A 14,609-nucleotide genomic window follows, 5' to 3' on the forward strand; every position below is an offset into this window, starting at 1 on the left:
GCAAAATCATACCCGTTCAGCCATCATTTCGTGATAAAATCCTAACAAGAACGAGTGGTCGCTTGAACCGCTCTAAAAAAGGAGAATCCGATTATGTCTACAAGCCATGTCGCTTTACCTACTAAAGCAGAACGACATAAATTGTTCGGGTCGGTCCCACCGATTAAAGGAACAAAACCGACCGAGAAAGAACAGATGGTCGATTTACAAAATACACCGAAAAACTTCTTATTCGCTCTTGATAGTGTTGGAATTTCAAACGTGAAGCACCCTGTGAACGTCGAGACGTCAGAAGGGGTCCAGTCAACAGTTGCTACCTTCGAATTGACGACATCGCTCGTTCAAGATCGTAAAGGAATCAACATGTCCCGTTTGACGGAACAGCTCGATGCGTACCATCAACAAGGATGGACGGTATCAAACCGTTCGTTAATCGAGTTCGCACAAGAGCTCGCGGAGCGTATGGAGCAAACGGAAGGACAATTGACAATTCGTTACCCGTGGTTCTTCACGCGTAAAGCACCTGCGACAGGCCTCAGTGGTTTGATGAACGCAGATGTGATGCACCGCGTGACATATAACCTCGAAACGGGCGTCGCAAATGTGACAGTCGGTCTCGTCATCAATGTCACGACGCTTTGCCCATGTTCCAAAGAAATCAGTGAGTACAGCGCCCATAACCAACGTGGGTACATCACGATCGAAGCAGGTCTTGATGAGACGTCGATGGATGGGTTCGACTGGCGTGCAGCCCTTCTCGATGCGGCGGAGTCGAACGCCTCAGCGCCACTCCATCCGGTCCTTAAACGTCCGGATGAAAAACGTGCGACTGAAATCGCATACGAAAACCCACGTTTCGTAGAAGATATGGTCCGCTTGATTGCGGCTGACTTGTACGAGATGAAACAAGTCGTGAACTTCTTCGTGGAATGCCGTAACGAAGAGTCGATTCACCAACATGATGCCATCGCGTCAATCACATTTGACAAGCGCAACGACGCATAAGAAAATGCGGAACCTCTTTTAAAGAAGGTTCCGCATTTTCTATAGACTCACTACGAGTTCAATTGTCAGCAAGATGATGATGAGCATCACCCACACCGCCCAAACGAGTCGCCACTTCTCCCAATCAAACCGCTTCACCATTGCATAGACAGTGAGATACAGTGCGATGAGAAGAGGAACGACGACCCATGGATTCTCTAACATCACGCCTCGATGTCGCCATCCCAAGCGAGCATACCGCCCTCAACGTTTACGACTTTATATCCGTTTGACTCTAAGTGGTCACATGCCGTCACACTGCGGCCGCCCGAGCGACAAATGACGTGGTAGACGTTGTCCTGTGCTAACTTTTCTGTCACTTGCGGGAATTCAGACAATGGGTAGAGCGGTACGTTCGGGATATGCCCTGCGTCATATTCGTCTTGTTCGCGCACATCGATGATATGGAGCGACTCCCCGTTTTCTAGCTTTTCTCGTAATTCAGTTGCATGAATATTTTGCATACGTATTTCCCCTTTCAATATTGGATTCCTCTTTTATTTTACCTCAGCTACCACTCAAAAAAACATGAAAAAAGCACCCTTCTACCTAGAAGGATGCTCCCAACTTACGCTTCGTTGCGCTCGTCGATTGCTTGTGCTGCTGTGATGAGTGTCAATTTGTAGACATCCTCTTCGTTACAGCCACGTGATAAGTCATTTACTGGTTTATTGAGACCTTGAAGGATTGGACCGATCGCTTCGAATCCACCGAAACGTTGAACCATCTTGTAGCCAATGTTTCCTGCTTCAAGACTTGGGAAGACGAATACGTTCGCTTTACCCGCCACATCAGAACCTGGTGCTTTCTTCGCCGCTACGCTAGGGACGAATGCTGCATCGAATTGAAGTTCTCCATCGATTGGAAGGTTCGGTGATTTTTCTTTCGCAAGGCGTGTCGCTTCCACAACTTTCTCTGTTTCAGGTGACTTCGCAGAACCTTTTGTCGAGAAGCTAAGAAGGGCGACTTGTGGGTCGATCCCGAACGTCTTCGCTGTCGCTGCTGATAAAAATGCATTTTCTGCTAAGTCCGCTGCGTCTGGTGCGATGTTGATCGCACAGTCCGAGAAGACGTATTGCTCGTCGTCACGCACCATGATGAACACACCTGACGTCTTTTTGATGCCTGTTTGCATTTTGATGATTTGAAGTGCCGGACGTACCGTATCAGCTGTCGCGTGCATCGCGCCTGAGACAAGACCTTCTGCTTTCCCTGTATGAACGAGCATCGTTCCGAAGTAGTTCACGTCCGATGTGAGGAGTTCGCGCGCTTGTTCAGCCGTCGCTTTCCCTTTGCGACGCTCGACGAATGATTCGACGAGAACATCGATGTCTTCGTACGTCGCTGGATCGTATTGTGTTAAACCTGAGATGTCGAAACCATGTTTTGCCGCAACCGCTTCGACGTCTGCTTTCGCACCAACGACGATTGGTTCTACCATACCGTCCGTTTTCAATCGAACCGCAGCTCCAAGAACACGCTCATCGACGCCTTCTGGAAAGACGATCGTGGGACGAACCGGGCTGACTTTTTGCTTCAACGTTTCAAATAATTTCATAACGAATGAACCCCTTTTCTCAATTTACAGCATGACTGCTAATGGTTTTGCCATTGACTTGTGTCTTTACGCGATTTCAATTATACACAGTACCCTTTTCAAAATAAACTATTCTGCCCATTTCGTCATAAATCGCTTAGAATCAATCATTATATGAATAGAACAGTTTCTCCAAAGTGACTGATACAGCCATTTTTGTAGCCGTTTTCATGTTTCTGTCCTCTGTTCTTTACCCGTCATGAATCGTGATAACCCTCACAGTGCCTCAAAGTTGCCAGTCAGTGAAGCGTGTATGGTAAAATAGACGGCGAAGCCAAGTCCCGAAAGGAGATTTTTTATGTCAGAACGTCCAGTACCTACAACAGATACACAACATGCCGCCGCCACATTAGACGGATGGTATTCACTCCATGATTTCCGCAAGATCGATTGGGCTCGTTTGAAGCTCGTCGATGCCGAAAAGCGTCAACACATGATTGACGAATTCACAACATTCCTCGCTTCTCTCGATGAAATCGAAGCAAAAGGTGAAGGAAGTCACGCCTTCTACTCGATTCTCGGTCAAAAGGCAGACCTCGTCTTGATGGTGCTTCGCCCGACATTCAACGAACTTGAAGATGTTGAGCGTGCGTTCCGCAAAACAGCATTATACGACTATATGATTCCCTCATATTCATACGTGTCTGTCATCGAGCTCGGTATGTATCGTGGATCTGGAGATGGGGACCCGTACCAAAACCCACACATCCGCTCACGCCTCTATCCGACACTTCCAAAGGCTGCACACATTTGTTTCTACCCGATGAGCAAGGCTCGTCGTGACGGAGACAACTGGTACATGTTATCGATGGATGAACGGAAAGACCTCATGTATCGTCACAGCATGATCGGTCGTAGCTATGCCGGTAAGATTCAGCAATTCATCGGTGGGTCAACAGGATTCGATGCATGGGAATGGGGCGTCACGCTCTTCGCTGAAGATTCACTTCAATTTAAGAAAATCGTCTACGAGATGCGTTTCGATGAAGTGAGTGCAAAATACGGTGAGTTCGGTGACTTTTACGTCGGGAACATCTTACCGAAAGAAAATTTGAGCACATTCTTTAGCGTGTAAAAGGTTTACGCGTATAACACCTCGGGAATTAAGGATGATGTAAGCAAGTCATCCTAATCAACGAGGTGAACAACGATGCGCGTGTTTAAAGAAACCGATCGTGACACTGCGGAACGTTTGGATTCGTTCATCGAACGAATGGCACCGACAGCAGAATTAGTCCAACATCGATTTGAAGAGCAACTCAAACATACACAGCAAAAGGGTCAGGCGAGCGCCTGACCCTTATTTTGTCGTGGTGACGTGAAGTGCATCCCCTAAGAAAGTTGCCAATTCAAGCATTCCGTAACGTCCCGCTTTTGCTTCAGCATCGGAATTATAGTTCGTATTCGTATTGATGTCGTAGGCGTAGACGTTGCCGCCTTGGTCTCGAATGATCTCGATTCCGGCGATATCAATCGCATTCGCTTTCAAGAACTGTTCGAGCTTTGGAATGATCGGGTCATCGAACCCTTCGACGATTTCGAACTTCGCTGGCGGCGTCTCCCCGACCGGGCAGAACTGATCTTCAATCGAGCAAGCGTCTGCCGGGCAAAGTTCGAATCCTTCGGACGTATCGACACGGACCGCATAAACGAACTTTCCGCCGATGAATTCACAGCGGGTAATATACGGTTCTGGTGCTTCGATATACTGTTGAATGAGCGTGATGCCGTCAACCGAGTCCTCGAACGAGGGACCATATACATATTCTTTGAGTCCTTCGATTGTATGGAACAATTGGACCCCAAGTCCTTTCCCGGCACGATTATGTTTCGTGATGAACGGTGTCATGCCCAGCTTCTCAGCCGCCTCGATGATTTGCTTCTTACCAACTGCCGCAATCGTCTTCGGTACACGGATTCCTTCGCGTCGAAGCGCTGTATATTGATTGACCTTGCTCACTTCAAGACGAATGGCACGTGTGCCGTTGAACACGGTCCGGTCGTTCGCCTCTAACCAAGCGAGGACGCCTTCCGTCAATTCAGGGGCGTACCGATGCCCACGTGTGTGCGAAGAGGCGCTCATACGATTATAAAAGACACCTTCCGGGGGCGTTGCTTCGAGATCAATCGTCCCTTGGTCCAAGTGCCATAGTTCATAAGGTAACTGTAGTTCTTCTAAGCGGTGAACCAGGTGGTTCGTCCATTCTTCGTTCTCATGAATGACGTGAATTTTAGACATCATCATCCCTCCTTATATGATGTGTTTACTTTACCACATTCATAACACACAATTCCAATGTGCATGGTTTGTTTAATCTCAGATTCTGAAATATCAGACGATTTCATGGTACAATGAACTTAATAGTATTGTTTTTGAAAGGATGTGTTGTGTTTGCCCGTACCTGTTATAAGTACTGATGTACTCATTCTACTCTTCGGTCTACTCCTTGTAGCCGGTGTCATGGCGACGCGAATCTCGACCCGATTCGGCTTACCCGCCTTGATCTTGTTTATGGGGATCGGCATGATCATGGGAAGTGACATTACCGGTCTCATCTTCTTCGATGATTCAAATTTGGCACAGTTAATCGGAGTCGCCGCGTTAATTGTCATTTTGTTTGAAGGGGGTCTCCAGACGAAATGGACGTCGATGCGGAACGTTCTCGTTCCAGCCGCCTCACTTGCCACGTTTGGTGTCTTGATTACGACGACTGTCGTCGCCGTTGCCGTTCGTTTCGTATTTGGTTTCGATTGGATCGAATCTTTCCTATTCGGCGCGATTATTGGTTCGACCGATGCAGCGGCCGTCTTCGCCGCGTTCAAAGGAAAGAATATCTCACCGAAAGTCGGTGCGACACTCGAAGCCGAGTCCGGCACGAACGACCCGATGGCGATGTTTTTAACGATTCTCGCCCTCGACTTTATGTTGAAGCCCGAGACAACCATATGGGATGGCATTTGGATGTTCGTCCTTCAAATCGTTGTCGGAGCATTCATCGGCTTTTTACTCGGACAATTGTCTCGTCTCATGTTGAATCATTTGAAACTAGAATCGAGCGGACTACATGCAGTTCTGATGATTTCGATGGCATTCCTCACATACGGTGTCACGGCTTACTTTTTGGGGAGCGGACTACTCGCGGTCTATATCGCTGCGATGATTGTTGGCAACGCGGATACGGCGCACGAAGTGACCATCGTCCAGTTCTCAGAGGCACTTGCATGGATCATGCAGATTATCATGTTCGTCATCCTCGGATTGCTCGTCTTCCCTCGTCAACTCATCGAGCCCGACTTAATTTGGAAAGGTATACTTATTTCCTTTGTCCTTATGTTCGTTGCTCGCCCCATCGCCGTTTATTTATCGACACTCGGGATGGCGTTCACAAAAAAAGAGAAGTTCTTCATTTCTTGGGCCGGTCTAAAAGGAGCCGTACCAATCGTGCTCGCAACTTTCCCGTTAATCGCAGGAATTGATGACAGTCAACTTCTATTCAATGCGGTCTTCTTCGTTGTCGTGACCAGTGCCTTGATTCAAGGAACGACGTTGACTCCACTTGCCGAGAAGTTAGGGCTACTCGGTCCGGATAAAATCCGTTCCCCCTATACAATCGCCCTCGTTTCCAGCAAACAGTCCCAACATAAACTCGTTCCTTATGTCGTCACGGAGAGCTCCTCGATAATCGGCAAGACGCTAGCGGACATCACGCTCCCGCCGAACACCGTCGTAAACGCCATCGTCCGAAACGAATATTTGATTCCGCCGAACGGACAGACAGCTATCGAAGAAGGTGATCTCTTATACGTTCTCGCCTCGATGTACCGTCATGACCAACTCGACCAAAAGTTTGGGGAAGACGGTCTCGATCGAGTGGAATTATGAGTAAACAAATAACCGGTGCTTCATGCGAAGCGCCGGTTTTCTTATGCGTGTATTTGTTTTGCCGAACGAATCAACGTCTCGACGTCGCCCGTTCTCCCTTCATGAAGTGCCTCGACGATAAAGCTTCCGACGACGACACCGTCACATGCATTCCCAAGCGTCTGCACTTGTTCCGGACGATGTACCCCGAATCCTGCTAAGACGGGAACACGTGACTGCTCTGTCAATCGAGTCAAATGGGTGAGTAGCTCATCCGGGAACACATCAGTCTTCCCTGTTGTGCCTTTGAGTGTGACCGCATAGACGAATCCTTCAGCCTTCTCTAAGATGGATGCCGTCCGTGCCTCGCTGCTTGTCAACGTAACGAGTGGGATGACTGCGACTTCCTGGCGATCGACGTTCGAAAACATTTGAAGACTTTCTTCAAATGGAAGGTCTGGAATGATGACTCCGCTCACCCCACACTCATTCGCCCGGTCAAAGAACGGTTGGATCCCGAACCGAAACACCGGGTTCAAGTATGTCATCAAGACAATCGGCACAGTAAATCGATTATTTCCTTCTATTAAATGGTTCAACACCATTTCAAGCGTCACACCCGCTTCAAGAGCGCGCATTCCTGCCGCCTCAATGATCGGTCCATCGGCCACCGGATCAGAGAATGGGATTCCGAGTTCGATCGCCGTCGCCCCCATCTGTTCTAGCTCAACAATAGTCGGGATGAGTCGTTCTATCCCTCCGTCACCAGCCATAATATAAGGAACGAATGCCGCCCCTTCTCGCTCTCGAATCGCTGTCTCTAGTTTCATCGTGTTGCCACCTTCTCTCGGATTGTGTGGACGTCTTTGTCTCCGCGTCCAGATAAACAAATCACCAGTGTATCGTCTTCTCCCATCGTCTTCGCGAGCGTTTCTGCGTAAGCGAGAGCATGCGAAGACTCTAAGGCAGGTATGATTCCTTCTTGTCGACTGAGTGCGAGACATGCATCGAGTGCCTCATCGTCCGTGACGGCTGCGTAACGGACCCGTTCAATATCTTTCAAGAAGCTGTGCTCTGGTCCTACCCCTGGATAATCGAGTCCGGCTGAGATGGAATGTGCCTCCTCGATTTGACCCGCTGCGTCTTGCAACACATACATGAGTGACCCATGCAATACACCGACTTCTCCTTTTGTGAGTGTCGCCGCGTGTTTGTCCGTATCGATGCCGCTCCCTGCCGCCTCGACACCGTAGAGCGCGACCGACTCATCATTCAAAAACGGATAGAACATGCCCATCGCATTGCTCCCTCCACCGACACAGGCGACGACGGCATCTGGTAGCCGTCCTGTCTGCTCGAGGATTTGACGACGTGTCTCTGTCCCAATCACGCTTTGAAAATCACGAACCATCTGCGGGAACGGATGCGGTCCGAGAACGGAACCCATCACATAGTGCGTATCGTCTACGTGTTTGACCCAGTAACGAAGCGCTTCATTGACAGCATCTTTTAACGTGCGACTTCCAGATTTGACGGGAACGACCTTCGCTCCGAGCAATTCCATCCGAAACACGTTCAACGCTTGGCGCTCGACGTCGACCTCCCCCATAAAGATGGTACATTCCAGGTCGAGTAATGCACATACCGTCGCGGTCGCGACACCGTGCTGACCGGCCCCCGTCTCGGCGACGACTTTTTGTTTCCCCATCCGTTTCGCAAGGAGCGCTTGCCCAACCGTGTTGTTGATTTTATGGGCACCGGTATGGTTCAGATCCTCTCGTTTCAAATAGACGTTCGTTCCAAGACGACGACTTAGATTCGACGCATAATAGAGTGGCGTCTCACGTCCTACGTATTCACGTAATAAGGAAGAGAAGCGTTCTTGAAACTCAGGGTCTTGCTTCGCCTCTTCGTAAGCGGCCTCCAATTCTTCGACCGCCTGCATGAGTGTTTCCGGAATGTACTTTCCACCGTATTGTCCAAACTTTCCGTTCACTGGTTGTGCATACATCATAGTTCCTCCTTGGCGCGTTGAATGAACGCACGAATTTTTTTGATATCTTTTACACCGTCCGTCTCGACACCGCTCGAGATATCGACGCCGTCTGGTTGGATCGTTTGAATCGCTTGTCTCACATTGTCAGGAGATAGGCCGCCTGCTAGCCAAAATGGATGTTTCGGCCGGTCGATCGCGCCCCAGTCTAATACCTGTCCACTGCCCGGGGTCGGATGATCTATCAATCGCACATCCGCCGCCTCCTCGGTCGATGCATCGATAATTGGTAATCCGAAAGTGCGGAGTTGTTCCATTGACTGCGTCCGATGGTGAATTTGTAAATCCGTCAGTCCCACGTCCATCGCTTGCTCGATGTCTTCCATTGAAGGATTTAAAAACACACCAACGATTCGAACCGATTCGGGAATATAAGCTGCTAGCTCCTTCGCTCTGCTCACGTCGATTTGGCGGGAACTCGGTGCGAATACGAACCCGATGGCATCTGCTCCCGCTTCGACCGCCGCCTGGACCGCTTCCTCTGTCTTTAATCCACAGATTTTAACGAACATGTTTTCAACTCCTCGAGTAGCCGGGTCGGGTCTTCTTCACGCATGAGTGCTTCTCCGACGAGGATGGCACTTGCGCCGGCTTCTTTCAGACGCGCTGCCGCTTCGACGGTGCTGACCCCGCTCTCACTGACGAATGTGACGTCGGGATAGCGATTCATCAAATCGATTGATGTCTCAAGAGCGACCTCGAACGTTTTTAAGTCTCTGTTATTGATGCCGATCAACACGTCATCGAGTTCGAGTGCGATGTGTAACTCCGCTTCGTCATGTACTTCAACCAATACGTCGAGACCGATGGAGCGAGCGTATCGCGTCAGTTCATGGAGACGTGTCGGATGTAGGACCGCCACGATAAGAAGTGCAACACTCGCCCCGTAATGCTTCGCATAGTCGAGTTGCCGTTCATCGATGATAAAGTCCTTACAGAGCACCGGGATGGTGACAACATCGGCGACTTGTCGCAAATCGTCAAAGGACCCATTGAAATACATCGTGTCTGTCAATACCGAAATCATCGTCGCACCGGCTTGTTCATATTGACGGGCCCGTTCGGCGACATCGACCGTTTCCCGAATCATTCCTTTCGAAGGAGACGACCGTTTGATTTCAGAAATGATATGGAATCCCTCGCTCATTACATGTAATAGAGAGATCGGCTTCGTCACGGTGACATCGATGGGTTGCATGCCACTCACTTCTTCAATTTTCGTTCCGATGATTTTCTTTAAATAGCTCATGCCTCTACCTCCGTACGTTGTAAGTGTTGTAATACGCGTAACGCGTGCCCTTCATCGATACTGCGTTTCGCTTCTTTCACACCTTCTCGAAGCGTTGCGGTCGTGCCGTACGTGCAAAGGGCAAGTGCCGCATTCAATAAGACGACGTCTCGCGCCGGCCCTGACTTTCCGTTCAACACAGCGAGCAGCGTCGCGGCGTTCTCTTCCGGTGTGCCTCCGCGTAATGCTTCGAGCGGTGCCCGCATCAAGCCGACATCTCGTGGGTCGATCGCGTAACGCGCTGTCTGTTCCCCATCAAAGAAATACACGTCGTTCACACCGGCGAGACTCGCTTCATCGAGTCCGCCTGCACCGTGGACGACCATGCCGCGCTCCACGCCTAGATGTCGCATCGCGGTCGCCATCTTCTCCAGTAGTGATGGATGGTAGACACCGACAAGTTGTCGCTTCGGACGAAGTGGATTCGTCAACGGCCCGATTTGGTTGAAGATGGTCGCAGTTGCGAGGCGTTTACGGACCGGCATGACATGTTTCATAATCGGATGGACATGCTGGGCGAATAGGAAACTGAGGTTCGTCCGTTCCAAGTCTTCATGTACTTCCGCCGCCGTTTTCACAATCGGAACGTTCAATGCCTCGAGGACGTCCGCACTTCCCGACCGGCTCGACACACTTCGGTTGCCATGTTTCGCGACTGGTACTCCAAGGCCGGCCAAGACGAACGCAACGGTCGAGCTGATATTGAACGTATGCGCCCCGTCGCCGCCGGTGCCACAAACATCAAGAACGGATAAATCGCTTTGGGGGAACTGAGCTGCTTCTCGAATGTATGCCGCGAGTCCCGCCATCTCTTCAGCTGTTTCCCCGCGTTCTTTCATCGCCAGTAGCACTCGTTCGATTTGCGCTTCATCCGCTTGGAACATTTCACTTGCTGCCACTTTCATATCTGCTGTTGATAACGAGTTTGTCTCCAATTGTTGAATCATCTTCTCTTCCCCCTCTAAAAATGTGTATAAAAAAACTCCATACGACAATCGTCGTATGGAGGACGGTTCTAGACCGCGGTGCCACCTCTCGTTGATTCCAAAGAATCCACTCTCCGATGCAATCACATCGTATCCTGATAACGGGGGAAGCCGTCACGACCTACTTTCTTCAGTCGTGCTCTCATGAGCCCATTCACGCGGACGCCTCGGTCAGGATCTCACCATCCCTGACTCTCTGGACGAAACGTCTTCTCGCGCTACTCTTCTCAATCCTCGATTTGTGTTATTGAAACGAAAAAGGGGTTACCCGTCTCCTCATAGCCTACGCTACAAGAAGGACGAGTAACCCCGTGGTGCCACCTTCGTTGGTTCCGAAAAACCCACTTCACGGACAATCATCCGCTTCCCCGTGATAACGGTGGGTAACCCGCTAAAGCCTACTCAAAGTTCGGTTTAGAGCTCAGAAGTCCATTCGCGACGTCCTATATACTGATTCGCACCAACCATCAGCTCTCTGTCATACAGGATTCGTCGTTACTTCTCTTCGTCGACGCCTTTATTCGTTTCAGTTAAGTTAACTCGTACTATACAGGGCAGATGTTTCCGTGTCAAATAAAAAAATTATAAAACTTCGCCTCTATATGTGCACCCCGAAAACAAGGAACCTTCACCGGTTTTTCGAATTGACATTGTTTTTTTCTGTCTGCTATAGTCGTCCACAACAACATTTCACTCAGCTAAAGGAGAATCGATTTTGGAAACAAACAAACTAAAACGCGAGCTGTCCACCCGGCAACTTACGATGATTTCCCTCGGGAGCGCCATCGGAACCGGGCTCTTCCTCGGAAGCGGGCTTGCGATTCAAACAGCTGGCCCGAGCGTACTCGTCAGCTATGCCATCGGGGCGTTCATCGTCCTCTTACTGATGGGTGCACTCGCCGAAATGACGGTCGCCCATCCAACATCCGGATCATTCGGAACAATTGCCGAGCGCTATGTTCATCCACTCGCAGGCTTTCTCGTCCGTTACTCTTACTGGGTCGCAAATGTACTGGCTGTAGGGGTTGAGGTCAGTGCGATCGCCATCTATATGCGCTATTGGTTCCCTGATGTGAACGGGTTCATCTGGGTCGCCCTCTTCGGTGGACTACTCATTTACGTCAATGCCCGTCACGTTCACACGTTCGGGACGACTGAATACTGGTTATCCTTCATCAAAGTAACTGCCATTATCCTATTCATCGTCCTCGGTGCCGCTACATTGTTCGGCGAACCAGGATCACCGATTGAATCGATCACGACAGGAAACGAAGGATTCTTCGCTTTCGGATTTTACGGAATGTGGGTGACGATTTTCATCTCCCTCTTCAGCTTCCTCGGAACCGAACTCGTCGCCGTCACAGCAGGAGAAGCGAAAGACCCGGACCAGGCCGTACCACGCGCTTTACGTGCTACCGTGTTCCGTCTGACGTTCTTCTATGTCATCACGCTCGCCATCATGCTTATGCTCATCCCATGGCAGCAAGCGGGGATTGACCAAAGCCCGTTCGTACTTGTTATGGAACAGTTCGACGTCCCGTTCGCAGCCGGCATTCTCAACTTCGTGATTTTGATTGCTGCTTTGTCAGCGATGAACGCGCAACTCTATGCGTCGACACGCATGATGTACTCACTCGCCGAAGCCGGTGATGCACCGAAAGCGTTCAAAAAAATCAGCAAAAACGGCATCCCGATGTTCGCGCTACTTGTTTCAACGGGCGGAATCGTTTTGGCCGCTTTATTACAAGTGTTTATGGAATCGTCATATCCGTTCTTAATGGGCATCTCGATGTTCGGCGCCATTTTCACATGGTTCATGGTCTTCGTCTCTCATTTGTTCTTCCGTAAGAAATGGACGGGACGAAAGCTCCCTGTCCGCATGATTGGTTATCCGTTCCTTCCAATCCTCGGAGCCATCTTACTCCTCAGCCTCATGATCACGACATGGTTCACTGACTTCAATATTTTGTTGAAGTTCGGCATTCCATGGTTGATTGGGTTGACGGTTATCTATTACGTGCGTGAACAAATGCGTAAAAAACAAGATCGTCCAAGCGACATCGAGCAAGCCAACTAACGAGCATCCCTTCGCAATTAGCGAAGGGGTGTTTTTGTACGCACAAAAGCCCCTTTCGCAATCGAAAGGAGCTTTTTGTATAGGGCATCAGAAAAACTGACGCGGATTGACCGTGCTACCTGCGCTCGTTGCCGAGTATGAGTAGCCGCCTTTATGAATCTCAAAGTGCAAGTGCGGACCTGACGAGTTCCCTGTGTTTCCAAGCGTTCCGATGTTTGATCCTTGTGTCACACGCTGTCCTGAGCTGACAGATACCGAGTTCATGTGCGCATACACTGTCGTCCAAACTTGACCGTTGATGACGTGTGCAATCATGACGTGGTTCCCGTATGCGCCACCCCAACCTGCACGAATGACCGTACCTGTTGCCGATGCACGGATCGATGTCCCTGTAGGACCTGCAATATCTAAACCGTTATGGAACGTGTAGCCATACGCACCGCTCGCTGGACCCCATCCTTGTGAGTAGCGTCCTGAAGCCGGTTGAATGAACATCGAGCTAGATGGAGCTGGTGTCGACGTCGTCGGTGCAGGTTTTGGAGTTGGTTTCGGTGCCGGCGTTGGTGCTGGATCCGGTTTCGGCGCCGGTGCAGGTTTTGATGCCGATGTCGACGAAGTCGTATTGTTTGAAGACGACGAAGACGGGGTATTCGATTTATTGTCCTGCTTTTGTTGTGCAGCTTGTTGACGTGCCGCTTCTGCTTCTCGTTCTGCCTCTGCCTTACGAGCTGCCTCAGCTTGACGTGCAGCTTCTGCTTGGCGTGCTTCTTCTGCTTTACGTGCCGCCTCTTGACGAGCTGCTTCTTCAGCGCGACGACGAGCTTCCTCTTCTTCACGACGTTGTGCCTCGATTTCAGCCGCAATCGCCTGTTCTTGTGCCACTAACGTCGCTTCAATCTCTTGAAGGTCGAAGATTTGCGATTCGAACTTGATGTTTTTCTCTTCAAGTTCTTTAATACGTTTTTCACGTTGTTTCATTTTCTTCTCAAGTTCAGCTTGGCGAACCTCAAGTGCTTTTTGTTGTTCTAGAAGTGAAGCACGTTCTGCTTTCAAGTCAGCTTGTGCTTTTTTCAACGACCGTTGTGTCGCTTCATAGTCATCGAACAACTCTTGGTCACTACGTTGAATCGTTCCTGCCGTAATCATACGTGTGACGAGGTCAGAGAAGTTTTTCGAACCGAAGATGAACTCAGCCCAATTGATTGAACCGCCACCGTTCTTTTGCATCGTGGCCATACGTTCTTTCATCATTTCTTCTTGCGCCTTCATTTTTTCTTGATAGTCTTTAATGTCGGCTTCAAGATCCTCGATTTTCATCTCGGTACGTTTGATTTCTTGGCGCTTCATCGCAACATCATTGATGATGTCTTGCAATTGCGCGTCCATTTTATTGACTTCTGTCTGTACTTTTGAAATCTCTTCTTTGTTCACTTCAATCTTTGAAGACGTTTCCGACTGATTTTCCTTTACGCTATCGCGCTTTTCTTGCACTTTTTGTTGTTGTTCTTGCTTTTCTTTAATCGAGGTCGATGCATCCGCGACTGTATGTGTGCTAATCAGCATCACACCAAGCGTTAGCGTCGAGACTGTGCATTTCCAGTTCATGAATGGGGTACATCCTTTCTTAAATGACAAATCTGGGTACCAGTTAAACTACATATTTTTAAGCCGTTTCAGTATGTAACAAAAACGATCAATCAGT

The 14,609-nt window shown here is 49.5% G+C and carries 15 protein-coding genes and 2 other annotated features; of the genes, 5 read left to right on the plus strand and 10 right to left on the minus strand.

Translation table 11 applies throughout. From position 1 onward, the window contains the following. The first annotated feature begins 93 nt into the window (after positions 1 to 93). Entirely contained in the window at positions 94 to 1,005 is a 912-nt protein-coding gene (gene folE2, locus KNO98_RS07605; protein ID WP_214700316.1) for a GTP cyclohydrolase FolE2, read from the plus strand. Positions 1,006 to 1,044: 39 nt separating this feature from the next. Here folE2 and KNO98_RS07610 read toward each other — a convergent pair whose 3' ends face one another. The 3 genes from KNO98_RS07610 to pta form a co-directional block, all read right to left on the minus strand. Then, positions 1,045 to 1,233 (minus strand): hypothetical protein, encoded by a 189-nt coding sequence (locus KNO98_RS07610; RefSeq protein WP_214700469.1) that lies wholly within the window; start codon positions 1,231 to 1,233, stop codon positions 1,045 to 1,047. Then, a complete protein-coding gene (locus KNO98_RS07615) occupies positions 1,209 to 1,508 on the minus strand; it encodes a rhodanese-like domain-containing protein (protein ID WP_026824982.1) in 300 nt (99 codons plus the stop codon). Before KNO98_RS07615 ends, KNO98_RS07610 begins: the two co-directional genes overlap by 25 nt. Positions 1,509 to 1,612: 104 nt before the next feature. Then, positions 1,613 to 2,602, minus strand: coding sequence for a phosphate acetyltransferase (pta, locus tag KNO98_RS07620; protein WP_026824981.1), 990 nt, complete (start codon positions 2,600 to 2,602; stop codon positions 1,613 to 1,615). A 337-nt stretch (positions 2,603 to 2,939) separates the two neighbouring features. Between pta and hemQ the strand changes: the two genes are divergently transcribed. Together hemQ and KNO98_RS07630 are read left to right on the plus strand one after the other, a co-directional pair. Then, positions 2,940 to 3,716 (plus strand): hydrogen peroxide-dependent heme synthase, encoded by a 777-nt coding sequence (gene hemQ / locus KNO98_RS07625; RefSeq protein ID WP_214700318.1) that lies wholly within the window; start codon positions 2,940 to 2,942, stop codon positions 3,714 to 3,716. 75 nt (positions 3,717 to 3,791) lie between these two features. Beyond that, positions 3,792 to 3,938 (plus strand): hypothetical protein, encoded by a 147-nt coding sequence (locus KNO98_RS07630; RefSeq protein ID WP_012727492.1) that lies wholly within the window; start codon positions 3,792 to 3,794, stop codon positions 3,936 to 3,938. Between the two features lie 3 nt (positions 3,939 to 3,941). Here the strand turns inward: KNO98_RS07630 and KNO98_RS07635 are convergent, their stop codons facing one another. Next, positions 3,942 to 4,880 carry an ATP-grasp domain-containing protein gene (locus KNO98_RS07635; RefSeq protein WP_214700320.1) on the minus strand — a complete coding sequence of 313 codons (939 nt, stop codon included), beginning with the start codon at positions 4,878 to 4,880 and terminating at the stop codon, positions 3,942 to 3,944. A 153-nt stretch (positions 4,881 to 5,033) separates the two neighbouring features. On the opposite strand from KNO98_RS07635, the gene KNO98_RS07640 reads away from it, so the two are divergent. Then, entirely contained in the window at positions 5,034 to 6,524 is a 1,491-nt protein-coding gene (locus tag KNO98_RS07640; protein ID WP_214700322.1) for a potassium/proton antiporter, read from the plus strand. A gap of 41 nt (positions 6,525 to 6,565) precedes the next feature. Here KNO98_RS07640 and trpA read toward each other — a convergent pair whose 3' ends face one another. From trpA to trpD, 5 genes are read right to left on the minus strand one after another with little or no spacing between them, the layout of a single operon-like run. Beyond that, positions 6,566 to 7,333: a tryptophan synthase subunit alpha gene (gene trpA / locus KNO98_RS07645; protein WP_214700324.1), complete on the minus strand. Its 768-nt coding sequence runs from the start codon at positions 7,331 to 7,333 to the stop codon at positions 6,566 to 6,568. Continuing rightward, complete coding sequence (gene trpB, locus KNO98_RS07650) at positions 7,330 to 8,517, minus strand: tryptophan synthase subunit beta (RefSeq protein ID WP_026824976.1); 1,188 nt, start codon at positions 8,515 to 8,517, stop codon at positions 7,330 to 7,332. The genes trpA and trpB overlap by 4 nt, the downstream gene beginning before the upstream one ends. Next, positions 8,514 to 9,068 carry a phosphoribosylanthranilate isomerase gene (locus tag KNO98_RS07655; protein ID WP_214700326.1) on the minus strand — a complete coding sequence of 185 codons (555 nt, stop codon included), beginning with the start codon at positions 9,066 to 9,068 and terminating at the stop codon, positions 8,514 to 8,516. The genes trpB and KNO98_RS07655 overlap by 4 nt, the downstream gene beginning before the upstream one ends. Continuing rightward, positions 9,044 to 9,805 (minus strand): indole-3-glycerol phosphate synthase TrpC, encoded by a 762-nt coding sequence (trpC, locus tag KNO98_RS07660; protein ID WP_214700328.1) that lies wholly within the window; start codon positions 9,803 to 9,805, stop codon positions 9,044 to 9,046. Before trpC ends, KNO98_RS07655 begins: the two co-directional genes overlap by 25 nt. Further along, positions 9,802 to 10,791, minus strand: coding sequence for an anthranilate phosphoribosyltransferase (gene trpD / locus KNO98_RS07665; protein WP_034770824.1), 990 nt, complete (start codon positions 10,789 to 10,791; stop codon positions 9,802 to 9,804). Before trpD ends, trpC begins: the two co-directional genes overlap by 4 nt. Before the next feature lie 55 nt (positions 10,792 to 10,846). Continuing rightward, positions 10,847 to 11,074 (minus strand) — a binding site (T-box leader). A 48-nt stretch (positions 11,075 to 11,122) separates the two neighbouring features. After that, positions 11,123 to 11,351: a binding site (T-box leader), on the minus strand. 242 nt (positions 11,352 to 11,593) lie between these two features. Here trpD and KNO98_RS07670 point away from each other — a divergent pair. Next, on the plus strand, positions 11,594 to 12,907 hold the full coding sequence (locus KNO98_RS07670) for an amino acid permease (RefSeq protein WP_251129540.1): 1,314 nt from the start codon (positions 11,594 to 11,596) through the stop codon (positions 12,905 to 12,907). Positions 12,908 to 12,994: 87 nt separating this feature from the next. Here the strand turns inward: KNO98_RS07670 and KNO98_RS07675 are convergent, their stop codons facing one another. After that, on the minus strand, positions 12,995 to 14,512 hold the full coding sequence (locus tag KNO98_RS07675) for a murein hydrolase activator EnvC family protein (protein ID WP_214700332.1): 1,518 nt from the start codon (positions 14,510 to 14,512) through the stop codon (positions 12,995 to 12,997). Positions 14,513 to 14,609 lie beyond the last annotated feature (97 nt).

Source organism: Exiguobacterium sp. s57 (genome assembly GCF_018617685.1).
GTDB lineage: Bacteria > Bacillota > Bacilli > Exiguobacteriales > Exiguobacteriaceae > Exiguobacterium > Exiguobacterium marinum.

What these genes read in the sequence shown, in the direction of transcription:
- pta (WP_026824981.1), bottom strand. Translation starts at nt 2,602, where the DNA reads ATGAAATTATTTGAAACGTTGAAGCAAAAAGTCAGCCCGGTTCGTCCC.
- trpA (WP_214700324.1), bottom strand. Translation starts at nt 7,333, where the DNA reads ATGAAACTAGAGACAGCGATTCGAGAGCGAGAAGGGGCGGCATTCGTT.
- KNO98_RS07630 (WP_012727492.1), top strand. Translation starts at nt 3,792, where the DNA reads ATGCGCGTGTTTAAAGAAACCGATCGTGACACTGCGGAACGTTTGGAT.
- trpD (WP_034770824.1), bottom strand. Translation starts at nt 10,791, where the DNA reads ATGATTCAACAATTGGAGACAAACTCGTTATCAACAGCAGATATGAAA.
- KNO98_RS07635 (WP_214700320.1), bottom strand. Translation starts at nt 4,880, where the DNA reads ATGTCTAAAATTCACGTCATTCATGAGAACGAAGAATGGACGAACCAC.
- trpB (WP_026824976.1), bottom strand. Translation starts at nt 8,517, where the DNA reads ATGATGTATGCACAACCAGTGAACGGAAAGTTTGGACAATACGGTGGA.
- KNO98_RS07670 (WP_251129540.1), top strand. Translation starts at nt 11,594, where the DNA reads ATGATTTCCCTCGGGAGCGCCATCGGAACCGGGCTCTTCCTCGGAAGC.
- KNO98_RS07615 (WP_026824982.1), bottom strand. Translation starts at nt 1,508, where the DNA reads ATGCAAAATATTCATGCAACTGAATTACGAGAAAAGCTAGAAAACGGG.
- KNO98_RS07655 (WP_214700326.1), bottom strand. Translation starts at nt 9,068, where the DNA reads ATGTTCGTTAAAATCTGTGGATTAAAGACAGAGGAAGCGGTCCAGGCG.
- trpC (WP_214700328.1), bottom strand. Translation starts at nt 9,805, where the DNA reads ATGAGCTATTTAAAGAAAATCATCGGAACGAAAATTGAAGAAGTGAGT.
- hemQ (WP_214700318.1), top strand. Translation starts at nt 2,940, where the DNA reads ATGTCAGAACGTCCAGTACCTACAACAGATACACAACATGCCGCCGCC.
- folE2 (WP_214700316.1), top strand. Translation starts at nt 94, where the DNA reads ATGTCTACAAGCCATGTCGCTTTACCTACTAAAGCAGAACGACATAAA.
- KNO98_RS07675 (WP_214700332.1), bottom strand. Translation starts at nt 14,512, where the DNA reads ATGAACTGGAAATGCACAGTCTCGACGCTAACGCTTGGTGTGATGCTG.